The following is a 23478-nucleotide window of genomic DNA, read 5'->3' as shown; positions in this document are numbered from 1 at the left end:
CCGCGGTTTCACGTCGGGACTAGATGCTGTAGCGCTCGTCCTCGTGGTCGCCCGGGTGGTCCTTGACCAGGCCGGCTGCCAGCGTGTTGCCGTCCAGCGGGTCGATCACCAGGAACGCACCGGTGCGGCGGTGGTGCAGGTAGTTCTCCAGCGGCAGCGGCGCGGCGAGCCGAAGCTGCGCGTGGCCGATGTCGTTGAGCTCCAGGCTCGAGGCGCCCTCAAGCTTGAAGGAGGCCAGGTCCAGTTTCCCGGAAACACTGCGGACCAGCGCCTGGACGGTGCGGGTACCGTGCTTGACCAGGACCTTCTGGCCTTCACGGAGGGGCTTCGGGGACAGCCAGCACAGCGCCGCGTAGAGGTCTGCGGTGGCTTCGCGGACGGTGCCGGCGGCGGCGATGGTGTCACCACGGGCGACGTCGAATTCGTCAGCCAGGCGGACGGCCACGGACTGCGGCGCGGCGGCTTCCTCCAGGGACTTTCCCGCGAAGTCGATGCCCACCACGGTGGTGGTGCGCGGGGCCTGGCCCGGCGTCAGCACGGATACCTGGTCCCCCACCTTCACGGAGCCTTCGGTGATCTGGCCGGCGTACGCACGGTAGTCGCGGTAGGCCTCAACGTCCAAGCCGGCGGCCACGGCGTCGGGAGCCAGCGCACCCTGCGGCCGGACCACCAGCTGAACCGGGAAGCGGAAGCTCTCGAGGTGGCTTTCCAGCTCATCGGCGGCAGGCAAGGTCTCCAGGACCTCCAGCAGCGCGGGGCCGGTGTACCAGGGGGTGCGCTCCGAGCGTTCCACCACGTTGTCGCCGTCCAGGGCTGACACCGGGATGACCAGCAGGTCGCTGATTCCGTCTGAACCCAGGCCCAGTTCGCGGCCCACCTGCTGCACGTCGGCTTCGATGTCGCGGAACACGGACTCGCTGAAGTCCACCAGGTCGATCTTGTTGACGGCCACAATCACGTGGGCCACGCGCAGCAGCTGCAGCACGGACAGGTGCCGGCGGGTCTGCTCCAGCACGCCCTTGCGGGCGTCGATGAGGACGACGACGGCATCCGCGGTGGACGCGCCGGTCACCGTGTTCTTGGTGTACTGAACGTGCCCGGGGCAGTCCGCCAGGATGAAGCTGCGGCGGTCGGTGGCGAAGTAGCGGTAGGCCACATCGATGGTGATGCCCTGTTCGCGCTCGGCACGCAGGCCGTCGGTCAGCAGGGCGAGGTCGATCCCGCCCTTTTCGCCGCCGAAGCCGCGGTCCGCGGACGTACGGGCGACGGCGTCGAGCGTGTCAGCGAGGATGGCCTTGGAATCGTGAAGGAGGCGGCCCACCAAAGTGGACTTCCCGTCGTCGACCGATCCTGCGGTGGCGAAGCGGAAGAGGGTGGTGGGCAGGGCTGATTCCAGGCCACCGGCAGCGCCGGACAAAACAGTTTCGGTGGTCATTAGAAGTACCCGTCCTTCTTGCGGTCTTCCATGGCGGCCTCGGAGATGCGGTCATCTGCTCGGGTGGCGCCACGTTCGGTCAGGGTGGATGCGGCAACTTCAACCACGACGTCGGCCACGGTGAAGGCGTTGGACTCGACTGCGCCGGTGCAGGACATGTCGCCCACGGTGCGGTAGCGGACGGTCTTGGTGATGACGTCCTCGCCCTCACGCGGCTGGGAGACTTCGCCCACTGCGCGCCACATGCCGTCGCGGGCGAAGACCTCGCGTTCGTGGGCGTAGTACAGGCCGGGCAGCTCGATGTTCTCGCGCTCGATGTAGCGCCAGATGTCCAGCTCGGTCCAGTTGCTGATGGGGAAGGCACGGACGTGCTGGCCCACCGTGTGCCGGCCGTTGTACAGGTTCCACAGCTCGGGGCGCTGGTTGCGCGGGTCCCACTGGCCGAACTCGTCGCGGAGGCTCAGGATCCGCTCCTTGGCGCGGGCCTTGTCCTCGTCGCGGCGGCCGCCGCCGAAGACGGCGTCGAACTTGTTCTGCTGGATGGCGTCCAGCAGCGGGACGGTCTGCAGCGGGTTCCGGGTGCCGTCGGCGCGCTCGGCAAGCTCGCCGCGGTCGATGAACTCCTGGACGGATCCGACGACGAGCTTCAGGCCCAGTCGCTCCACGGTACGGTCGCGGAAGTCAATGACCTCGGGGAAGTTGTGGCCGGTGTCCACGTGCAGCACGGGGAACGGAACCTTGCCGGGCCAGAAGGCCTTGGTGGCCAGGTGCAGCATCACCACGGAGTCCTTGCCGCCGGAGAACAGCAGGGCAGGCTTTTCGAACTCGGCAACCACCTCGCGGATGATGTGGATGGCCTCGGACTCGAGGGTGTCCAGGCTGGAGAGTCGCGTCGAGACGGCGGAGTCAGTCACCTGGGTGGTCTCCTCGGTTAGTGATGTGCTCATACGTGTAGTCCGCATTCTGTCTTGTCGGAGTTCGCCCAGCGGCCGGCGCGGGGATCCTCGCCGGGTGCCACCTTGCGGGTGCAGGGCTGGCAGCCGATGGAGGGGTATCCCTGGGCGAGGAGCGGGTTGACGGGCAGGAGGTTGTCTTCGGAGTACTCGACCAGCTGGTCGAAGGTCCAGGCAGCCATCGGGTTGACCTTGACCAGGCCGTTCTTGTCATCCCAGCTGACCAGCGGGGTGTTGGTGCGGGTGGGGGCTTCATCGCGGCGCACACCGGTGAACCAGAGTTCGTAGCCGGCCAGCGTGCGCTGCAGCGGCGCCACCTTGCGGAGGGCACAGCACTGGGCGGCATCACGGGCGAAGAGGTCCTTGCCCAGCAGCCGGTCCTGCTGCTCCACGGTGGTCTCCGGGAGGACGTCCACCACGTTGACGCGGAGGTTTGCGGCCACCTCGTCACGCGTGGCGTAGGTTTCCGGGAAGTGGTAGCCGGTCTCCAGGAACAGGACGTCGACGCCGGGCATCTGGTCCGCGACCAGCGCCGGCAGGACGGCGTCGGCCATGGAGCAGGCCACGGAGACGGCGGGCAGGTCGAAGTTGCGCTCCACCCAGGCGATCACGTCGCGGGCGGGGGCGTCCCAGCCGAGCTCGGCAGCACCGGCTTCGGCCAGGGCCTTCAGTTCTTGCTTGGAGCGCTTCATGGTTGGGCTCTTCGAAACGGTGGTTGCCACAGTGGCCTCAACCTGGGCCGAAGCCTCGGCCGGCGCAACCACGGGGTCAACTCCGAGTGCGTGCTTGGACATTACTGCAGTGCCTCCTCGTCTGCTGCGTGGGCCCACTCGGCGAAGGTCTGGCCTTCGGCACGCTGGGCCACGAAGGTGCGGACCACGCGTTCCACGTAGTCGGGCAGGTCGTCAACGTAAACCTTGAGGCCGCGGACCGTTCGACCCAGGCCAGCCTCGCCGCGTTCGTTGGATGCCAGCCCGCCGCCCAGGTGGACCTGGAATCCCGGGGAGGGATCGCCGTCGGGCGTGGGAAGCATCATGCCCTTCAAGCCGATGTCCGCGGTCTGGATGCGGGCGCAGGAGTTGGGGCAGCCGTTGATGTGCAGCGACAGTGCCTGGGGCAGTTCGCCGGACGTGGCCAGGTCAGCCAGGCGGCGTTCCAGCTCGGCCACGGCGGTGGCGGCGGTGTGCTTGGTCTCCACGATGGCCAGCTTGCAGTATTCGATGCCGGTGCAGGCGATGGTGCCGCGGCGGAACACGGACGGGCGGGCGGACAGGCCGAGCTTGTCCAGTTCAGCCACCAGCGGCTCCACCTGGTCCTTCTCGACGTCCAGGACAACAAGCTTCTGGTGCGGGGTGGTGCGCAGGCGGAAGGAGCCTCGGGCCTCCAGGGTGTCCGCGAGCTTGACCAGGGCCGAACCGGACAGCCGGCCGGCCAGCGGGGTGGCGCCGATGAAGAACTTGCCGTCCTTCTGCTCATGCACGCCGATGTGGTCGCCGGGGGTGGTGGGCTTGGGCGCGGCAGGACCGTCGGCCAGCTTGTAGCCCAGGTATTCGTCCTCCAGGATCTGGCGGAACTTCGCCGGGCCCCAGTCGGCCATCAGGAACTTCAGGCGGGCCTTGGTGCGCATGCGGCGGTAGCCGTAGTCGCGGAAGATGCTGGTGACGCCGAGCCACACGTCGGCAGCCTCTTCGGGCTTAACGAAGGCGCCGAGGCGCTTCCCCAGCATCGGGTTGGTGGACAATGCGCCGCCGGCCCACAGGTCGTAGCCGATGCCCAGTTCAGGGTGTTCCACGCCCACCAGTGCAAAGTCGTTGATCTCGTGGACCACGTCCTGGCTGGGGTGGCCGGTGATGGCGGTCTTGTACTTGCGGGGCAGGTTGGACAGCAGCGGGTTGCCGATGAACCGCTCCCCCAGCTCGGCGATCAGCGGAGTGGGGTCGATGATCTCGTCCTTGGCGATGCCGGCAACCGGCGAGCCCAGGATGACGCGGGGCACGTCGCCGCAGGCTTCGGTGGTGGACAGGCCAACACCTTCCAGGCGGTTCCAGATCTCGGGGATGTCCTCCACGCGGATCCAGTGCAGCTGGATGTTCTGCCGGTCGGTAAGGTCGGCGGAATCCCGGGCGAAGTCCACGGAGATCTGGCCGATGACGCGCAGCTGCTCGGTGGTGAGCGCACCGCCGTCGATCCTCACGCGCAGCATGAAGTACTTGTCTTCGAGCTCGTGCGGCTCCAGTGTTGCGGTCTTGCCGCCGTCAATCCCGGGCTTCCGCTGCGTGTAAAGGCCCCACCAGCGGAACCGGCCGTGCAGGTCCTGGCCGGGGATCGCGTCGAAGCCCTCTTTGGCGTAAATGGTCTCGATACGCTCGCGCACGTTCAAGCCATCGTCTTCCTGTTTCCAGGTTTCGTTGGCGTTCAGGGGCGTCTTGCCGTCAACCTTCCACTGCCCGTGCGGCTTTGCAGCGGGGCGGGACGGGCGCTTGGGGGCAGCGGAGTCCGCGGACGCTCCGGCTAGAGCTGTATCAGTCATGCATCGACTGTAGGTCGCCCCGGATTTACGTCACAAAGGTCCGGCAATGCGAAGTCACCTAGGGAAATATTTCGTCACGAAACGCCGAACTGCCTTGAAGACGCCACCCTCCTGTGCATCGGCGGCCGCCTGCGAGGCTCCCGTCTCCGGCGCCGCGGGCGCGGCTTCCAGGGCAGTTCCGGAGGGGGCTTCGTGCATCCCGGCGACGGCGGCGTCGTACCTGTCCAGCGCAATCTCCGCGAGCACCGGGGACGGCAGAAGGGGTTCGGTTACGACGTCGGCTCCTGCCTTGGCCAGCTGGTCGTGGAAGAAGCCCGGCGCCAGGAGGTACGAGGCAATCACCACGCGTCCGCCGACGCCGACCGCTCCCGCGGACTCCCCCGCCCCGGCACCCCCGGCGAGTTCCTCGCGAAGCATCGCGACGGCGTCGGGCACGGATGGCTGGGCGGAGGCACCGTAGGCGGCCACTATCCGGTTGGACCGCAGCGCCTGCAACTGGCCGAGCAACTCCTCGACGCTGACCGCGGCGTTGGGGTTGGAGGATCCGGCGGCCGCCAGGACAATGACGTCGTTGTCCGTGGTGCCGGCCTCGCGCAGCCGCTGGTCCAGCAGCCCGGCCAGCCGCGGGTCCGGACCCAGGGGCGCGGCGGCGGCACTGCCTGGACGGCTCTTCACGGCGCGGGCAATGTCCACTTTCACGTGATAGCCCACGCTCAGCAACAGTGGCACCACCACAGCAGGTTCCCCCTCAGGCAGGCCTGCCACCACGTCCACCAGGTCCGGCTGCTGGACATCCACATAGGCCTCCCTGACATCCAGTCCGGGGCGGAGTCCGGCGATGGCCGCGCGAAGGGTGTTAACCTCCGCGGCGCCCTGTGTGCTGGACGTCCCATGGGCGCAGGCGATCATGATGGGGCTGTTCATAGGGGCTAGCGTAACGTTGGAGCCGCACTGTCCGCCCTCTTTGAAATACCGGGACGTCCCATGACATTCGCCTTTGACAACTCCCCGGTATGGCTGGACCTGCTGGGTGTGTTCTTCTTCGCTGTCTCGGGTTCACTGCTGGCGGCGCGAAAACAGATCGACATTGTCGGCTCCCTCCTGCTGGCCTCGCTGGTGGGCCTCGGCGGCGGGGTGATCCGCGACATCATCATTGCGGTGGTCCCGGCCGCTTTCACCAACCCGGCCTACCTCTTCCCGCCGGTGCTTGCCACTGCACTGGTGTACTTCCTGTTCTCCAGCGTCCAGCGCTACACATCCCTGCTGATCCTCTTCGACGCCGCCGGCCTGGCCCTGTTCTGCATGACGGGGACCCTCAAGGCGCTGGCCACGGGCCTGAATCCGGTGGCGTCAGTGCTGCTGGGTGTTACCACCGCGGTAGGCGGCGGCCTGCTGCGGGACATCACGGCCAACGAGGTACCCGAGTTGTTCAACCCCAAGGACATTTACGCGCTGCCGGCATTCCTGGGATCGTCGTTGACTGCTGTGCTGTGGGTGGTGGGCGTGTTCAACGTACTGACGGCTGCGGCTATCGCGGCAGTGGTTTTCACGTTCCGGATCCTTGCCTGGCGCCGGTCATGGCAGGCTCCGCTGGCCGTACGCGGGTGGCACCGGCGCACTGGCGAGACAGGGCTGTAGAGGCTGGTCCGTGGCACTTTGAGGGGCCCGGGATTGGCTAGGATATGAGCATGACTGACATGTTCCTCGAGAAGTTCCGCGCGCTTGTTCCAAAGTATCTCGAGGACGAATGGCAGGAAGAGGACGGCCTGTCCGCCGAGGAGCTGGACAAGGCCCTCGCCGACCACCAGTTCCAGATCCCCCTGGTCCTCCGCGAGTTCTACCTCGCCGTGGGCGGTTGCGAGGACCTGATGGAGGCCTACCACTACTTCTGGGACCCGGACGAGCTCGAAGTCGATGACGAGGGTTTCCTGATGTTCCTCGAGGATGAGGAAGAGGAATACACCTGGGGTTTCCGCACCGGCGACCTCAGCGTCCCGGACCCCATCGTCTACCGCCGCAACAATGCCCGCGGCCAGTGGAAGTCCGAAGAGGGAACCTTTTCCGAGTTCGTGTTCGACATGTTCGAGTGGGCCTTCGGAGACGAGGAAGACTAACACCCCCGCCGCCCGGGTTTGTCCGCGGCGGCGGGGGTGCCCGTGAGCCCGCTCGAATTCTCCACCTTTGAGGACGCCCGACGGCGTGTTCCCCGGTTTTGACGGCGCGCCTTCAGTCCCACAGGCCAAACCTGGGGAGTATCAGCGGATGACTCTGCCCTTAAGCACCTGCCAAACCTCGGCAACCACCTTTTGCGGGTTGTATACAACCTCGGCATAGCCATACCTCAGTACCGCGAAGCCGTTCAGGGTGCTGGCGTTGTTGCGCCACCGGTCCTTCTTGACTTGTCGCGCCTCGAGGTGGCTGCCGCAGTCGATCTCCACAATCAGAAACCCCTCCAGCAGGAAGTCGACTATGCCGATCCCCGGCAGTTCCACTTGGGTCTGCGTGTGGATTCCTTCGGCACGAAAGAGGATCCGGGCCACAACTTCGATGGCTGAATCGGCAGTGCCATCGACTAGGTCCAGCACATTGCGAGCGGCCCCGTTACGGTTTCCCGGCAGCCAATGCCGGAGGTAGGGCAAGGTGGTGACGCCTTGCCGGGCAGCGCTCTCCACCATGACTGCGGCTTCAACTGGAGGGAGGCAGCGCAGGCCGTGGATGAGGATGTCGGTGGTGCTGGCAACGGGCTCCGCCGTGCCATGCACGATCAGGGACTCGCGGTGGACCACCGTATCCGGCGGCCCGCCATGCCGGCAGAGCAGGTGAACCCTATCCGGCCGATGTAACAGCCAAAGTCCTCGGTGGGGTGCACCGGAGGCACAGGTGAGCAGTCCGTTGCCAAGGACCGCAGCGAGGAAATCCGGTGATGCCCCCGGAAGGGCTACTACGCCGTGCCTGAGCCGGCGGACTTCACCCGCTGCCACTGACTTGCGGATGTCCCTGTCGGTGAAGCCGGCCTTCAGGATTGTTGCGGTGCGGGCTACAGAGCCGGCCTGGCGGAGAAAGCGGATCACATCCATCCTGCCAGCACAGCGGATAAGCGTTGGTGGTGGGACGCAGCGGAGTGCCTATGTGCATAACCGGCACCGCTGGGATTCCCCGAGTTTGCGTGGCAACCGCGGCGTGGCGTCGCGACGTGCTGGGGTGGTAGCCACCTTCCGCCGGAAAGATGGGGAATCTCAGCGCGGAAACCTTGTGACACTCTCAGTAAATTTGGACTTGCATTCTGTGACAGATGTGTCATAAGCTGTTCACGGATCCGCTAAACGCCTCCGGCGGATCTGATGCGAACGGAGAGATAGCCCCGGTTCACAGCAGCTTCGGTTGCTGGGCACCGGGGCTATCCCGTTAACAGCAACCTGCAGCCAGGCCGGCAAGGGACCGCCGGCGCAGAAGCCCGCAAAAGCAGCACCCAACAAAAGCAGAAGCCCGGCGCCGTTGGAAGGCACCGGGCTTCGACGCGCAACAGCTCAGCTGGCGCGGTCCACCACGGCAACGGCGAAGTTGGACAGCGAATCCTTGACGACACCCTCAGGCAGGGGCGCCAGCGCAGCGATTGCCTCATCGGCCCACCGGCGGGCAACAACCCACGATTCAGCGGTCACGGCGTGCTCACGCAGCCCGGCCACGGCTGCGGCCAGTGCCTCATCGGAGGAAAGGTCGCCGTCAATCAGGGTCAGGAGCTCGACGGCGGACTGGTCGCCGTCAGCGGCAGCCTTCCGCAGGAGCAGCACCGGCAGGGTGGGGACGCCTTCGCGCAGGTCGGTTCCCGGGGACTTGCCGGACTTCACCTTGACGCCGGTGACATCGATGACGTCGTCGGCCAGCTGGAAGGCCACGCCCACCTTCTCGCCGTATTCCACCAGGACGTCCTCGTAAGCCTCGTCGGCGCCGGAGAAGATGGCACCGAACTGGCCGGAGGCGGCCACCAGGGAACCGGTCTTGTCCGCAATGACGGACAGGTAGTGCTCCACCGGGTCTTCGTCCGGCCGCGGTCCAACCGTCTCGTGCAGCTGGCCCAGGCACAGCCGTTCAAACGTCCGGGCCTGGATGCCCAATGCGCGGCCGCCGAGTTCGGACACCAGGATGGATGCCCGGGCAAAGATCAGGTCCCCGGTAAGGACGGCCACCGAGTTGCCCCACACTTCGTGGGCCGTGGGTGCGCCACGGCGGAAGGGCGCGGAGTCCATGACGTCGTCGTGGTACAGCGTGGCAAGGTGCGTCAGTTCAACCACGACGGCGGCCTGCACCACAGCGGGCAAGGATGCGTCCCCGAGGTGGGCGCAGAGCAGGGTCAGCAGCGGCCGGATGCGCTTTCCGCCGGCTTCCACCAGGTGGCGCGACGTCGCGTCAGCCAGCGGATCCGAGTTGGCGATGGCCTCGCGCAGCTTCTTTTCCACGCGCGCCAGGTTGTTGGTGATGGCCGGGCCCAACTCGGGGTCCCCGGCGATGGCGGCAAAGCCTGCCGGCAGCTGGAGGCCGGTGGCAATGGCGGTGGTGTTGAGACTGGGTTCGGAGTCCGGCAGGCCGTGCCCGGCATGCGTCCAGCTGTGGTCTGCGGAGTTGGTCACGGGTTAACCCTAACTTTTTGTTGCGGATACCGCTGATTCGTCACCGGAGAGGCATTGGATGTGGCAGGCACCAGGGATTCGAGGACCCGGATCATCCGGTCCTCGATGCCCTTGGCGGATGGATCGGTCAGGTTGGCCAGCAGCCGCACCACGAACCGCATCAGCACCGGGATGGGCATGCCCGTCCGCAGCGCGAGCTTCATGACGGCGGGCTTGCCGATCAGCGTGGCGAACGCCCTGCCGAGAGTGAAGTGCGAACCCCACTGGTCCCGCACGTAGTCCGCGTACCCCGCGAGGTGCGCGTCGGCGTCGTACGTTGGCCCCGCGGAAACGGAGCGCGCTGAAGCGTCGATGATGAACTCCGCGGCGAACCGTGCGGACTCCATGGCGTAGGAGATGCCCTCGCCGTTGAACGGGGACACCATGCCGCCGGAGTCGCCGAGCAGCAGCAGCCCGGGTGAGTAGTGCGGGGTGCGGTTGAAGCCCATGGGCAGGGCGGCGCCGCGGATTTCGCCTACCTGGTTTTCCGGCGTGAAGCCCCATTCGGAGGGCATGCCGGCGGTCCATTCGCGCAGGACCTGCTTGTAGTCGAGCTTGCCGAATTCCCTGGAGGAGTTCAGGATTCCCAGGCCCACGTTGGAGGTGCCGTCGCCCACGCCGAACACCCAGCCGTACCCGGGCAGCAGCTTGCCGTCGCGGCCGGGCAGTTCCAGCCAGCCTTCCATCCAGTCATCGTCCGTGCGGGGCGAGGTGAAGTAGGTCCGGACGGCGACGCCCAGTGGGCGGTCGTCACGCCTACGGATGCCGAGCGAGACTGCCGTGCGGGTGGAGTTTCCGTCCGCAGCAAGGACGACGTCGGCACTGAACCCGCGCGTCTCCCCCGTCTTGCGTCCGGACTCGTCCAGGAGCGCTGCGCGGACACCGGTTACCCGGCCGGCGTCGTTCCGGATGGCTTCGGTGACGCTGTGCCGCTCAAGGATGGTGGCGCCGGCGGACTCGGCATGCCGCGCCAGTTCCTCGTCGAAGCCCAGGCGCGTGCGGATGAGCCCGTACTGCGGGAAGTCGGAAACCTCGGGCCAGGGAAGCTCGATGGTGCGGCCGCCGGCAATCAGCCGGAGCCCCTTGTTCCGGCGCCAGCCCTCGCCCTCAGGATGCGGCAGGCCGAGCTTCTGGATTTCGCGGACCGCCCGGGGCGTCAGCCCGTCACCGCAGACCTTCTCGCGCGGGAAGCTGGTCTTCTCCAGTACCGTGACGGAGAGGCCTGCTTTGGCCAGGTAATACGCGGCGGTGGATCCGGCAGGACCCGCGCCGACAATCAGTACGTCCACAGGTCAGCGGGCGATGTTGCGGCGCAGTTTGGCCACGGGGCCCTTGTGCGCCGCGATGGCTGCAGCTGCACTGTCCGGGGCGGCGGCCGGCTTGAACGCGCGGTGGACCGCCACGATGCCGCCGGTGAGGTTGCGGTAGTTGACGTTCTCCCAGCCCTCGTCCTGCAGCCACGCGGCCAGGTGGTCCTGGTCCGGCCAGGCCCGGATGGACTCGGCGAGGTACACGTACGCATCCGGGTTGGAGGCAACCTTCACTGCGATGGCGGGCAGGGCGCGCATCAGGTACTCGGTGTACATGGTGCGCCAGAGCGGAACAACAGGCTGCGAGAACTCGGCAATGACAAGCCGGCCACCCGGTTTGGTGACCCGAAGCATCTCCGCCAGGGCCTTTTTGGGCTCGTTGACGTTGCGCAGGCCGAAGGAAATGGTGGTGGCGTCAAAGGTGTTGTCCGCGAAGGGCAGGTTGGTGGCGTCACCGGCAATAAAGTCGATGTCCGGGCGGCGGCGCTTGCCCACCTTGAGCATCCCCAGGGAGAAATCACACGCCACAACATCTATGCCTGCATCGGCATATGGCTCACTGGACGTGCCCGTTCCGGCGGCGAGATCCAGGACCCGCTGGCCTGTGGAGACTTCCATCGCATCAACCACGATTTTCCGCCAGCGGCGGGTCTGCCCCATGGACAGGACATCGTTGACGACGTCGTATTTCGGTGCGACGTCGTCAAACATCGTGGCTACTTCGTCCGGACGCTTATCCAAGGATGCTCGGTTCACCATGACATTGTCTCAAATGTTCCAGCAGGTCCGGACCAGTACGGCTTCGCCGTGGACCGGGGCGGAAAACTACCGCGAAGTAGCGTGAATTACCGTCGGGGGTACTGTTGATCCATCATGACAAGCACGATCGGCACCGGACTCCTGAAAAGCCTGACAGTCCCCCTGGATGGAAAAGAATTTCCCGGGGGGCTTCCTGCGTTTCTGGTGCGGGACGACGTCCTTTGCTGGACCCGGCGGGAGGCCGGCCTGGCGGGGTTCGGCGAGATCGCCCGGTTTAGCGCGACCGGCCCGGAGCGCTTCCTCGAAGCAGATATCTGGTGGCGCCACCTGGTCCTCGAAGCCCGCGTCACGGACTCCGTGGAACTTCCCGGCACCGGGCCCGTGGCTTTCGGATCCTTCGCCTTCTCCAAAACCTCCGCCCACGAATCCCGGCTGATCGTCCCGGAAATCGTGGTGGGAGTGCGGGACAACTCCGCATGGCTCACCCAATTGACGTTCGACGACGGCCCGCTCACCGAAGCGGGCGCCCTCGCCGCGTTGGAGCGCTGGCTCGGCGGGAAGCCGCTCAGCGCGGCTGCGCCAGTGGCAATTGCCACGGCCGGAGACCCGGCGGCAGGAACCACGACGGCGGGAGCGGACTCAGCCGGGGACGCCCGCCAGGGTGCGGTTCCCGCGAAGGAGGGCGGCGCCGTCGTACGTCCGCTCCCCCTGGCCGCCGGCGCCACTCTGCACACAGGCTCGCTCAGCGAGGAAGCGTGGATGGATGCCGTGGCCGCAGGCGTGGAGGAAATCCGGACAGGTGCCCTGGAGAAGCTGGTGCTGGCGCGCGATGTCGTGGCCACGGTTCCCGGCGGCGTCAACGCCTCCCAGGTCCTGCGCGAACTGGCCGCCCGCTACCGCGAATGCTGGACCTATGGAGTGGACGGACTGGTGGGCGCCACACCGGAAATGCTGATCCAGGTGGAGGGCCGGACCGCCCAGGCGCGCGTGCTGGCCGGGACCCTGGACCGCCGGGACGCCCATGGTGAGGACGGCCTGCCCATGGACTACGCAACACGCGTGTTGGCAGGCTCTGAAAAGCAGCGGCACGAGCATGAGATTGCCATCCAGTCGCTGACCTCCCAGCTGGCCCCGTTCTCCGAGGCGATGAACGCCCACGACGAACCCTTCATCCTTGAGCTGCCCAATGTCTGGCACCTGGCCTCTGACGTCAAGGCCGAACTTGCGGAGGTGGAAGGCCACGTTCCCACCTGCCTGGCCCTCATCAACGCCCTGCACCCCACGGCCGCGGTCTGCGGAACCCCCACCCAGGTGGCCGGGGCCCTGATCCGCAAACTGGAGCACCTGGACCGCGGCCCCTACGCCGGACCGGTGGGCTGGCTGGACGCTGCAGGCAACGGCGAATGGGGCATCGCGTTGCGCGGCGCAGTGATCGAATCTCCGGACACCGTACGCCTGTATGCCGGCTGCGGCATCGTGGACGGGTCGCAACCGGAGGCGGAATTGGCTGAGACATGGGCCAAGTTCAGGCCGATGCTTGAATCGCTCGGCATCCGCAGTTAGCCCAAACGTCCGGTATCCGAGACAGCAGGCCTTCGCCTAGGCTTGAAAGTGCGGGTAATTTAGTTATCCAATAGTGAAACTAAGTTTCCTGTGATGCACATCTCACATTCGGCGCTACACTATGAACCGATTTAGTACCGCATACCCCTGCAACAAAAGGTAAGAAACATGCAGCTCAAGTCCCTGGCCACGGCCAAATTGACCGCCAAGGCAGCAGCACTCTTCGCCGTCGGTGCCCTCACCCTCACGGCGTGCGGCGGCAGCTCCACCCCCGCAGCATCCGAGGGCGGCATCCAGCTCATCAACGCAGGCAAGCTCACGGTCTGCTCCGACGTCCCCTACGAGCCCTTCGAATTCCAGAAGGACGGCAAGACGGTGGGCTTCGACATCGACATCGCCAACGAGGTGGCCAAGGACCTCAAGGCTGAGCTGAACATCGTGGACAGCTCCTTTGAGGCCATCGAGACCGGTACCGCGCTGACCGGCTGCGACGTGTCCATCTCCTCGGTGTCCATCACGGACACCCGCAAGCAGGTCATGGACTTCTCCGACCCCTACATGGATGACGACCTGACCCTCGTGGCGAAGGAAGGCTCCGGCGTGGAGAACATCGACTCCGCCAAGGGCAAGAAGGTGGGCGTGCAGCAGGCCACCACCGGCGCCAAGTACGCCCAGGAAAAGGGCATCGAGGCACAGCAGTTCGAGGACTCCGGCCTCCTGGTCCAGGCCCTCGAAGCCGGCACCGTCGACGCCGCCCTGGGCAACCAGTCCGTGCTCGGCTACGCCATCAAGGACAACACCCAGTTCACCCGCGTAGAGGACTACGCCACCGGCGAGAAGCTCGGCATTGCCATCAAGAAGGGCAACACCGCAATGCTGGACCAGGTCAACACCACGCTCAAGCGCCTGACGGACGACGGCAGCCTGGCAAAGTTCAAGACCACCTGGTTCGGCGAAACCGCCAAGTAGCCACCGCTTGGGGCCACCCCGGGCCCCGGTGAGCAGAGTTTAGGCAATGAGGCCCCGGTCGGCACGCACGGCAGCCGTCCGGGGCCTCAGCCACGCACAACGAATGTGAGCACCCAATGGCAATGACCGCACGCCAGCGAGCCAGAGTAAGCCTGTATGTCCAGGCCGGAATCTTTGTGGTGGCCATCGCCGCCCTGATCCTGGCCACGGACTGGAAGACCATGGCCACCAATGTCTTCAACTTCGGCAAGATCGGGCCGATGTTCCCGGACATCTTCCTGGTGGGCCTGAAGAACACCCTGATCTACACGTTCCTCGGCTTCGTGGTGGGGCTCAGCGGCGGCCTGCTGCTGGCCCTGATGAAACTGTCCAGCTTCCCGCTGTACCGCTGGATTGCCACCGGTTACATCGAGTTCTTCCGCGGCATCCCGGCACTGCTGGTCTTCATCGCCTTCGGCTACGGCGTCCCCCTGGCCTTCGGCGTCCAGTGGAACGTGACCATCATCGTGATGATCTCGCTGGGCATCGTTGCCTCGGCGTACATCGCCGAAACCCTGCGCGCCGGCCTGCAGGCGGTCCCCAAGGGCCAGCTGGAGGCGGCCCGTTCCCTGGGCATGCCGCAGTGGCGGGCCATGGTCACCATCGTCATTCCGCAGGCCTTCAAGATCGTCCTTCCGCCGCTGACCAACGAGGTCATCCTCCTCACCAAGGACTCATCGCTGATCTACGTCCTGGGCCTGACAGCTTCGCAGTACGAGCTCACCAAGTTCGGCCGCGACGGCATCTCCAGCCTGGGCGCCGGCCTCACGCCGCTCCTGGTGGCCGGCGCCTTCTACCTGGTGGTCACCATCCCCCTGAGCCTCCTGGCCCGGAAGTTCGAAAGCCGCTCCGCGCGGACCAAGCGATAGGCAGGGAAGCCATGAACGACGCCGTACATTCCACCACCGTGCACGCAGCCGGCGTGGACATCTCAGACCTCCGTAAGTCCTACGGTTCCAACGAGGTCCTCAAGGGCATCAGCCTGAACGTGAAGCCCGGTGAGGTGGTGTGCCTGATCGGTCCCTCCGGCTCCGGCAAGTCCACCCTGCTGCGCTGCGTCAACCTGCTGGAACAGCCCAACCAGGGCAGCATCCAGGTAGGCGGTTTCGAGGCCACCGATCCCGATGTGGACATCGACAAGATGCGCCGCAAGGTGGGCATGGTGTTCCAGCAGTTCAACCTGTTCCCGCACCTCAACGCCCTGCGCAACTGCTCCATCGCGCAGACCAAGGTCCTCAAGCGCTCCCAGGCCGAAGCGGACAAGGTCTCGATGCACAACCTGGAGCGCGTAGGCCTGGGGCACCTCGCCGACCGCTTCCCGGACCAGCTCTCCGGCGGCCAGCAGCAGCGCGTGGCCATTGCCCGCGCGCTGAGCATGAACCCGGAGCTGATGCTCTTTGACGAGCCCACCTCCGCCCTGGACCCGGAGACCGTTGGTGATGTCCTCTCGGTCATGCGGAACCTGGCCAAGGAAGGCATGACCATGCTGGTGGTCACCCACGAGATGGCCTTCGCCCGCGAGGTGGCTGACCGCGTGGTCTTCATGGACGGCGGCGTTGTGGTGGAGGAAGGCGTGGCCGAGCAGGTCATCGGCTCCCCCGCCCAGCCGCGCACCAAGGAGTTCCTGCGCCGCGTGCTCGACCCCACCCACATCAACATCGAGGACTAGGCCAGGCCTTCCCTCCGGTTTTCGGACACCTCGAATCCCTGGCGCTGCGGATACCCCCGCAGCGCCAGGGGTTTTGTGCGTCTGGGCACCTTTACGCGCCGGGGACACCGCGCCGCGAACGACGGGCTGCGAACGACGGCGGGACCGGGCGTGGGCATTCACGCCAGCCTTTACACGGGGGCAGGCGGAGCCGAGAATGGGTCCCACCACAGCCCTCGCCCCGCAGCGCGCTGCCCGACCGCCTGCGGCCCGGTCCCGGGCCAGCAGAGGAGCGCCGATCCATGAACCATGCAACAGCCGCCCCGCAGGCAGCCTCGCCGGTCTCCGCCCGGGCAGCCCGGCTGGCGTCGATCCCGTCCTTCCTGCGGGTTGACGAATACATCCGGGAGTTCGGCGCACGGAGGGACGCGGTGGCGGGAGGCTGCGATTTCACATTCGGCAATCCCCACCAGATGCCCGCCGGCCGCTACGTCACTGCGCTGCAGGATGCGCTGGTCCCGCAGCATGACCAGTGGTTCGCCTACCAGGCCAACGGCCGCGCCGCCTGTGAGGCCGCCGCTGAGTCGCTTGAGGTGTTACTGGACGTCCCCTTCCGCCCGGAGGACATCTACCTCACCACCGGCGGTTTCGCCGCGATTGCGCTGGCACTGAAGACCGTTGCCGACCCCGGGGATGAGGTGGTCTTCAGCCTGCCGCCGTGGTTCCTGTACGAGCCGCTGATCCTTGAGGCGGGCCTGGTACCGGTGAAGGTCACGGTGGACACCACGTTCGACCTGGACCTGGAGGCCATCGAATCCGCCATCACCGACCGGACCCGGTGTGTCATCGTCAACACGCCCAACAACCCCACCGGCCGCATCTACCCGCCCGAACTGCTGGCCCGGCTCGCGCAGTTGCTGGAGACGGCATCGGCACGGATCGGCCGGCGGATCTACCTCATTTCGGACGAGCCCTACAACCGGATCGCGTTCGACGGCATCCGCTTTCACAGCCCCGTGGAGTTCTACCCTTACACGCTGTTGGCCTACTCGTATGGCAAGACCCACCTGTCCCCCGGCCAGCGGGTTGGCTATCTTGCCCTGCCGCCCGGAATGCCGCACCGGGATGACCTGCGTCCGGCCATCTCCGGCCTGCAGGTGGCAATGGGCTGGATATACCCGAACGCGCTGCTGCAGCATGCGCTGCCGGACCTCGAAAAGTTCTCCATCGACGTAGGCCAGTTGCAGCGCCGCCGGGACCGCCTGGTCGACGCTCTCGGCGGCATGGGCTACCGCGTGCACCCGCCGGAAGGCACCTTTTACTTGTACGTCACCTCCCCCATCCCGGACGACGAGGCGTTCACCGCGCGGCTCGCGGCCCGGGACGTCTTCGTCCTTCCGGGTGCGCTCTTCGAAACCCCTGGCTTCTTCCGGATTTCCCTCACCGCCAACGAGGACATGATTGAACGCAGCCTGCCGGTCTTCGAAGCGGCCCTGAAAGAAAGCCCTGCATGACAACTTTCCCCAACGCACAGGAGTGAAGCATGAATCCCAGGACCTATCCGGCGGGCGTCCCGTGCTGGATCGATACCACCCAGCCGGATGTTGACGCCGCTGCGGCCTTCTACTCGGGGCTGTTCGGCTGGACGTTCGAGGACGTCATGCCTCCCGGCGCCCCCGGCCGGTACCTGATCGCGAAGCTCGATGGCCTGGACGTCGCCGGCCTGGGCAGCGGCGGCGCCGCGGAGGCCTTCTGGAGCACGTACATTGCCGTTGACGACGCCGATGCCGCCGTCCAGGAGCTTGTTGCCGGAGGTGCCACCCTTCTTTCCAAGCCAGAGGACGCCGGCGAGGGCGGCCGGGACGCGGCCCTGGCCGATCCGCAGGGGGCCGGATTCCACGTCTGGCAGGCCAGGCGGAGACCGGGTGTCCAGGTGGCGAACGTGCCGGGAACCTGGAATTTCAGCGACCTGCATACGCCGGACCCGGGCCCTGCCATCAGCTTCTACCAGGAGGCCTTCGGCTGGAAGGTGGACGATCTCGGCTTCGGAATGCTGGTCCGGCGTCCCGGATACGGAGACCATCTGGAAGCCACCGTTGACCCGGACATCAGGAAACGTCAGTCACAGATAGCGGCGCCCATGGGGTTCGAGGACGCGGTTGCCTGGATCGTCACCACCGGTCCGGACAGGCCGCCGCACTGGCACGTCACGTTCACCGTCGCGGACCGGGACCAGACTGCTTCCGACGCCGAGCGGCTGGGTGCCGAGGTACTGCACCGGGACGAATCCGACTGGACACGCGAGGCACTCATCCGGGACCCGCAGGGAGCCATCTTCTCCGCCAGCCAGTTCACTCCCCCGGGTGGCTGACGGCACGGGTTTCCCGCCTACTGCCCCGCCAGCACGCCAGTCACGGCCGCGGACACCGCATCCTTGATCCGCCCGTGGAGCTGCCGCAGGGCGCTGCGGTCGGTGCGGACCTCCACAATGCTGCGCCCCTTGACCGGCCGGCCGAGCGCTTCGGTGAGTCCCGCCGTCGTGGTCACCAGTGAATGGCCGACGCCGTAGGCTGCGGCGAGTGCCGCGATGTCGGCTGAGTGCGGGGTGGCGAAGAGGCGTTCGACGGCGTCTCCATAGCGGCCGCCGTCGCGCACGGCACCGTGCTCCAGCAGGTCGAAGATCGCTCCGCCGGCATCGTTGAGGACCACGATCCGCAGGTCTGGCACCTCCTCGCCGGTGCCGAGGAGCAGCCCGCCGGCGTCGTGCAGGAACGTGACGTCGCCCAGCAGGACGGTGGTTTCCTGGCGGCCGCCCAGGGCCAGTCCGGTGGCGGTGGAGATGGTGCCGTCGATGCCCGCCAAACCCCGGTTGGCGTACACGGTGGCGGCGGGGTCCGGGGCGGGGAGGGCTGCGAGGTCGGCGTCGCGGATGCCGTTGGAGGAGCCCAGGAGCAGCTGGCCGCGGGTGTGCTTCCACACGAGAGATGCCACCGATGGGCCCGTGGCAGCTGCCTCCGCGGCCACCACCTGGTCCACGGCGTGCTGGGCTGCCGAGCCCGCCAGAAGCCAGGTGTCCAGCCAGGCCGCTGATCCCCTTCCCGCAAATTCGGCGAGGTCGGCCAGGTCCGCCAGCGGCAGTTCCGTGCGGCGGCCGGGCTCGTACCAGGCCACGGGTACTGGCTGGTACAGCGCGGACTGGACGTCGGAACGGGCCAGCAGCGCGGCCACCGGCCGGGACAGCGTGGGCCGGCCGAACAGCACCACGCGCTCGATGGGCTGCGCGGCGTCGGTGCAGAAGTGGTCCAGCAGCAGCCGGTAGGGGCCTACTGCGTTTGGACCGAACCGGGCATTGGAGGAAGGCTCGGCGAGCAGCGGCAGGTTGTGGGCGCGGGCGAACGCTTCGGCGACCGGACCGGCGTCGTGCCCTGCCAGCACTGCGGTGCGGCGCTCCGGCAGGTCTCCGGAGGCCGGGGGCAGGTCCATGACCAGCGGCTCGGCACCGATCCGGAAGCGCCGGCGCGCCGCGGTGGCCGGAAGCCCCTCCCCTTCTGCCGGCACCAACGGATCCCGGAAGGCGAGGTTGAGCTGGACCGGGCCCGGCGGAATGTCATCGAATGCACCGGTCGCGGCGGACAGCGCGGTGCTGACGGCACGTTCGGGGCTGGCACCCGCTGGAACGTCGGCGGCGAACCGGACGTGGTCGCCGAACAGGTCCGGCTGGATGGTGGTCTGGTTCGCGCCGGTGCCGCGGAGCTCGTCCGGCCGGTCCGCGGAGAGGACAACCAGCGGGACGGCGGCGTGGTTGGCTTCCATCACCGCCGGCATCAGGTTCCCGACGGCGGTCCCGGACGTGGTCAGCACGGCGGCGGGTGCGCCGGTGGCCAGGGCTAGTCCCAGGGCCGTGAAGCCTGCGGCCCGCTCGTCGATCCGGACCAGCAGCTCCACCCGGCCCGCCGCCGACGCCTCGGCGAGTGCGTAGGCCATCGGTGCCGACCTCGATCCCGGGCAGACCACCACGTGCTGCACGCCGCCGTCGAGCAGGACCCCGACGGCGATGCGCGCCGCGGCAATGGCGCCCAGCGCGGGCGTGTCGAAGGTGGCGGCGTCGCGCCCGTCAGAAGTGGCGGCGTCGTGGGCGGGATCGTTCAGCGAAGTCACCAACCCAGTCTGCCACCCTCCAACGCCCGCTCACTTCCGGTCGTTTAAAACAAAACGCCCGCTCACTTCCGGTCGTTTAAAACAAAACGCCCGCTCACTTCCGGTCGTTTAAAACAAAACGCCCGCTCACTCTGGTCGCCTAAAACACAACGCCCGCTCACCTGCCCCAGCTGACTGGAACTCCGGTGAGCGGGCGTTTGCCCCGAAGGCGCCACAAGTGAGCGCGCGTCGGTATTAGCCGCGGAACACCTGGATGACTGCCGGGCGCGGTGCGCGTACCTGGCCGGCGGCCGGCTTTGCACCCGCACCGACGTAGTCCGGGAAGTAGGAGTGCGGTGCTTCGAAGGTGCCTTCCTCGCCCGGGTGTTGGACTGCGACGAACACGGTCCGCTCCTCATCGTGGATGATGGGGCCGCAGGTCTCGGCGTCGCGCGGGACGGCCAGGAACTGTTCCACCTTGCCACGCTCCGCGCCGTCCAGGGTGACCTTGAACAGGCCGTCGTTGTAGCCAATACCGGAAGGGGCGCCATCGGTGGAGATCCAGAGGTTGCCCACCGAGTCGAAGGCAACATTGTCCGGGCAGGAGATGGGCGAAACCTTGTCCACCGGGTAGCCGGAGAAGTAGGTGACGTCGCCCTGGGCCGGATCGCCGCAGACCATCAGCAGGTTCCAGCTGAAGCTGGTGGACGTCTGGTCGCCGGTCTCGGTAATTTCGACGATGTGGCCGTCGCGGTTCTGGGTGCGCGGGTTGACCTCCGTGGCACCTTCCTTACCGGCCTTGCCGCGGTCGGAGTTGTTGGTGCAGACCACGTAAACCTTGCCGGTGTGCAGGCTCGGCTGGACGTCCTCGCAGCGGTCCATCTTCGTAGGGCCGCCCTTGGCATTGGCCGCCTTATCAGCGGCGATGCGGGTATGAACCAGGACTTCTTCGACGGACATGCCGGCGATGGCTGACTTGCCGTCAACCACCAAGGGCAGCCATTCACCGATTCCGTCAAACGCACCGTCTGAGGGGACCGCGCCGGTGCCGGTGATCTCCGCGGCGGGCGAGTTGCCGGTGAACTGGGCCACGAAGAGGTTGCCCTCGGACAGCAGGCCCATGTTGTTCTTGCGGTTGCCTTCGATGTACTTGCCCTTGGAAACGAACTTGTACAGGTAGTCGAATCGCTCGTCGTCGCCCATGTAGGCCACAACGTGGCCTGATTTGGCGACAATCACGTTGGCGCCCTCGTGCTTGAAGCGGCCCATGGCGGAGTGCTTCTTCGGAGTAGAGGTGGGGTCGAAAGGGTCGACCTCGACGATCCAGCCGAAACGGTTGGCCTCGTTTTCGTAGCCGGCGTTGCGGGTGTCGAAGCGGGGGTCGTCAAGTTCCCACTTGCGGGAGGTGGCGTTGGCGGTCAGGCCGTAGCGCTTGTCGCTGGCCGAGGCGCCGCCTGCCACGAAGTAGCCGTTGAAGTTCTCCTCGCCAGAGAGGATGGTGCCCCAGGGAGTGGTGCCGCCGGAGCAGTTGCCGAACGTGCCCTTGATGGCCTTGCCGGTGGGGTCGGCGACGGTCTTCACAAGGGCCGAGCCCGCAACCGGGCCGGTCAGTTCATAGGTGGTGTCGTCGAGGAAGCGGCGGTTAAGGGGTGCGCCCTGGACGTAGGACCACGGCTTGGTGGTGTTCTTGCGCTCGAGTTCGACGACGGCCAGGCCATGGGCGGCGCGGCCTATGGCCCGGGTTTCCTTGGCGTCGTAGCCGGCGGGAACCATGATGTTCTCGTTCGTGTACTCGTGGTTAGTGAACAGGACTGCGCGGCGGCCCTTGGTGTTGGGGATTTCCAGGATGTCCGTGTAGTCATTGTTGTAACCGAACTGGCGGGCCTGGGCGGCGGCGGTCTGCTTGTTGATGTCGAAGTCCGGCGAGTCACTGAACAACGGGTCGCCCCAGCGGATGACCGGCTGCCAGGTGAAGCCGTCCGGGACGGTAACCGCGTCAACGGCGGCGTCCACCGGCTTGATGGCGGTGAACTGAAGCTTGGACTTACCGAAGCCCTCCTTGGCAGCCTTGGACAGTCCGGCGGCGGAGGACGGTTCAGCCGATGTGACGGCGGAGCCGAGCGCCACGGCGAGGGCACCGGCAGCACCAAGGCCCAGTGCGGCGCGACGGGACATGGTGGCGGAGGCGATATCACGGAAGTAGCTGTTGGAGCTGGTGTTGCAGGTTTCGCCTGCACACGCGTTGTCGCACTTCAGGGCACAGGTTACCGGGCTCCGCTTGCCCTTGGTATGGCCGAGCATGGGCAGCAGGTTAAATTTGCGGGCAGTTTCAGACATGGGGAACCTTCCAAGGAATCTCTCTGGGGTGCCCGATCACCTTTCCAGCCGGTTCCGACGCGGAGCCATCCAGCAGGTGAAGTTGAGGTTAACCGGCCATGACCTGCAGAAACGTCAGCGCCTACCCGGCCAGGAGGGCGTGGACGCGGCGCAGCCGTGCCAGCCACCAGTCCCGGCGTTCGGGCGTTGCCGCGTACTGCTCCAGCAGCCCGGGATCGGCGGCGGCTTCGCGGAGGGTGATGGCGCCGTCGTCGGCCGTCAGCGGGTCCCGGGTGATGTCGGATTCGAACAGGGATACTGTCCCCAGCCCGCAGGCGTAGGGCAGTTCGGGGAGAGCCGCCGCAAGGGCCAGCCCGGCGCGGATGCCCACGGAGGTGTCCAGCGCGGAGCTGACGACGGCGGGCAGCCCGGCCTGCGCCACGATGTCCAGGGCACGCCGCACTCCCCCGAGCGGCGCCACCTTGACCACAATCAGGTCGGCCGCACCGGCCCGTGCCACTTTCAGGGGATCGTCCTCCTTGCGGACGCTTTCATCCGCGGCCACCAGCACCGGCGTTCCCGCCGCACGCAGCCGCGAGCGCACCTCGGCCAGGCCCCCGATGTCCGGGACGGGCTGCTCAGCGTATTCGAGGCCGACGGCGGACAGCCGGGTCAGTGCCCTGACCGCGGCGGGCACGTCCCACCCGCCATTGGCGTCCACCCGGATCGTGGCGCCGGGGAGCTCCGCGCGGACGGCTTCCACCCGTGCGGCGTCGTCCTCCAGGGTTTGGCCGCGCTCCGCAACCTTGACCTTGACGGCATCCACCCTGCCGAAACGCGCCAGGACCTCCGGCACCCGGGAGGCTTCCACGGCAGGGACCGTGGCGTTGACGGGTATCGCCGTGCGCAGCGGCTGGGGAAACCCCTGCCAGGCGGCCTCGAAGGCGGCGGCCAGCCACCGCGAAGCCTCGGCATCGCCATACTCCGGGAACGGGCAGAATTCGCCCCAACCGGCCGGGCCCTGGATCAGCAGCGATTCCCGTTTCATGATCCCGCGGAACTTCACCCGCATGGGCAGGCTGACAACGTGTGCCCCTGCCAGCAGTTCGTCCAGTGGGGGGATCTGTGCGTCGGGGGCATGCATGGGTTCAC

The 23478-nt window shown here is 66.9% G+C and carries 20 protein-coding genes; 8 read left to right on the top strand and 12 right to left on the bottom strand.

The genetic code is table 11. The annotated features are described in order from the left end of the window. Positions 1 to 19: 19 nt before the first annotated feature. The 5 genes from QE394_RS14915 to QE394_RS14895 all read right to left on the bottom strand — a co-directional run bounded on the left by QE394_RS14915 (position 20) and on the right by QE394_RS14895 (position 5842). Positions 20 to 1435, bottom strand: coding sequence for a GTP-binding protein (locus QE394_RS14915; protein ID WP_056075683.1), 1416 nt, complete (start codon positions 1433 to 1435; stop codon positions 20 to 22). After that, a complete protein-coding gene (gene cysD, locus QE394_RS14910; protein ID WP_056075686.1) occupies positions 1435 to 2382 on the bottom strand; it encodes a sulfate adenylyltransferase subunit CysD in 948 nt (315 codons plus the stop codon). The genes QE394_RS14915 and cysD overlap by 1 nt, the downstream gene beginning before the upstream one ends. Continuing rightward, a complete protein-coding gene (locus QE394_RS14905) occupies positions 2379 to 3080 on the bottom strand; it encodes a phosphoadenylyl-sulfate reductase (protein WP_349035417.1) in 702 nt (233 codons plus the stop codon). Before QE394_RS14905 ends, cysD begins: the two co-directional genes overlap by 4 nt. Positions 3081 to 3181: 101 nt before the next feature. Further along, entirely contained in the window at positions 3182 to 4918 is a 1737-nt protein-coding gene (locus QE394_RS14900) for a nitrite/sulfite reductase (protein ID WP_349034967.1), read from the bottom strand. A gap of 54 nt (positions 4919 to 4972) precedes the next feature. Next, complete coding sequence (locus tag QE394_RS14895) at positions 4973 to 5842, bottom strand: CbiX/SirB N-terminal domain-containing protein (protein WP_349034966.1); 870 nt, start codon at positions 5840 to 5842, stop codon at positions 4973 to 4975. A 60-nt stretch (positions 5843 to 5902) separates the two neighbouring features. On the opposite strand from QE394_RS14895, the gene QE394_RS14890 reads away from it, so the two are divergent. Continuing rightward, the gene (locus QE394_RS14890; RefSeq protein ID WP_056075696.1) at positions 5903 to 6556 is read left to right on the top strand and encodes a trimeric intracellular cation channel family protein; all 654 of its coding nucleotides are present in this window, start codon (positions 5903 to 5905) and stop codon (positions 6554 to 6556) included. Between the two features lie 50 nt (positions 6557 to 6606). Further along, positions 6607 to 7032, top strand: a complete 426-nt coding sequence (locus QE394_RS14885; protein WP_015937984.1) for a hypothetical protein — start codon at positions 6607 to 6609, stop codon at positions 7030 to 7032. Positions 7033 to 7173: 141 nt separating this feature from the next. On the opposite strand, the gene QE394_RS14880 is transcribed toward QE394_RS14885, so the two are convergent. The 4 genes from QE394_RS14880 to QE394_RS14865 all read right to left on the bottom strand — a co-directional run bounded on the left by QE394_RS14880 (position 7174) and on the right by QE394_RS14865 (position 11651). Then, positions 7174 to 7989 (bottom strand): type IV toxin-antitoxin system AbiEi family antitoxin domain-containing protein, encoded by an 816-nt coding sequence (locus QE394_RS14880; protein ID WP_349034965.1) that lies wholly within the window; start codon positions 7987 to 7989, stop codon positions 7174 to 7176. Between the two features lie 456 nt (positions 7990 to 8445). After that, positions 8446 to 9546: a polyprenyl synthetase family protein gene (locus QE394_RS14875; protein ID WP_056075701.1), complete on the bottom strand. Its 1101-nt coding sequence runs from the start codon at positions 9544 to 9546 to the stop codon at positions 8446 to 8448. After that, a complete protein-coding gene (locus QE394_RS14870; RefSeq protein WP_349034964.1) occupies positions 9543 to 10874 on the bottom strand; it encodes a geranylgeranyl reductase family protein in 1332 nt (443 codons plus the stop codon). Before QE394_RS14870 ends, QE394_RS14875 begins: the two co-directional genes overlap by 4 nt. Positions 10875 to 10877: 3 nt before the next feature. After that, entirely contained in the window at positions 10878 to 11651 is a 774-nt protein-coding gene (locus QE394_RS14865) for a demethylmenaquinone methyltransferase (protein WP_349034963.1), read from the bottom strand. A gap of 117 nt (positions 11652 to 11768) precedes the next feature. Between QE394_RS14865 and QE394_RS14860 the strand changes: the two genes are divergently transcribed. From QE394_RS14860 to QE394_RS14835, 6 genes are all read left to right on the top strand, one after another. Continuing rightward, a complete protein-coding gene (locus tag QE394_RS14860; protein ID WP_349034962.1) occupies positions 11769 to 13217 on the top strand; it encodes an isochorismate synthase in 1449 nt (482 codons plus the stop codon). A 168-nt stretch (positions 13218 to 13385) separates the two neighbouring features. Next, positions 13386 to 14186: an ABC transporter substrate-binding protein gene (locus QE394_RS14855; RefSeq protein WP_056075711.1), complete on the top strand. Its 801-nt coding sequence runs from the start codon at positions 13386 to 13388 to the stop codon at positions 14184 to 14186. 116 nt (positions 14187 to 14302) lie between these two features. Continuing rightward, positions 14303 to 15094: an amino acid ABC transporter permease gene (locus QE394_RS14850; RefSeq protein ID WP_015937991.1), complete on the top strand. Its 792-nt coding sequence runs from the start codon at positions 14303 to 14305 to the stop codon at positions 15092 to 15094. Between the two features lie 11 nt (positions 15095 to 15105). Next, on the top strand, positions 15106 to 15894 hold the full coding sequence (locus tag QE394_RS14845; protein WP_349034961.1) for an amino acid ABC transporter ATP-binding protein: 789 nt from the start codon (positions 15106 to 15108) through the stop codon (positions 15892 to 15894). A gap of 281 nt (positions 15895 to 16175) precedes the next feature. Beyond that, complete coding sequence (locus tag QE394_RS14840) at positions 16176 to 17387, top strand: aminotransferase class I/II-fold pyridoxal phosphate-dependent enzyme (RefSeq protein WP_349034960.1); 1212 nt, start codon at positions 16176 to 16178, stop codon at positions 17385 to 17387. A gap of 29 nt (positions 17388 to 17416) precedes the next feature. Continuing rightward, on the top strand, positions 17417 to 18244 hold the full coding sequence (locus tag QE394_RS14835) for a VOC family protein (protein ID WP_349034959.1): 828 nt from the start codon (positions 17417 to 17419) through the stop codon (positions 18242 to 18244). A gap of 17 nt (positions 18245 to 18261) precedes the next feature. Here QE394_RS14835 and menD read toward each other — a convergent pair whose 3' ends face one another. The 3 genes from menD to QE394_RS14820 form a co-directional block, all read right to left on the bottom strand. After that, positions 18262 to 19953, bottom strand: a complete 1692-nt coding sequence (menD, locus tag QE394_RS14830; RefSeq protein WP_349035416.1) for a 2-succinyl-5-enolpyruvyl-6-hydroxy-3-cyclohexene-1-carboxylic-acid synthase — start codon at positions 19951 to 19953, stop codon at positions 18262 to 18264. A gap of 312 nt (positions 19954 to 20265) precedes the next feature. Further along, positions 20266 to 22347, bottom strand: coding sequence for a PhoX family phosphatase (locus tag QE394_RS14825; protein ID WP_349034958.1), 2082 nt, complete (start codon positions 22345 to 22347; stop codon positions 20266 to 20268). 121 nt (positions 22348 to 22468) lie between these two features. Continuing rightward, positions 22469 to 23470, bottom strand: coding sequence for an o-succinylbenzoate synthase (locus tag QE394_RS14820; protein WP_349034957.1), 1002 nt, complete (start codon positions 23468 to 23470; stop codon positions 22469 to 22471). Between the last annotated feature and the right edge of the window lie 8 nt (positions 23471 to 23478).

Source organism: Pseudarthrobacter sp. SORGH_AS 212, from assembly GCF_030818145.1.
GTDB lineage: Bacteria > Actinomycetota > Actinomycetes > Actinomycetales > Micrococcaceae > Arthrobacter.
The sequence above is the reverse complement of the archived record's forward strand: the minus strand, read 5'-3'. Positions and strand labels throughout refer to the sequence as shown.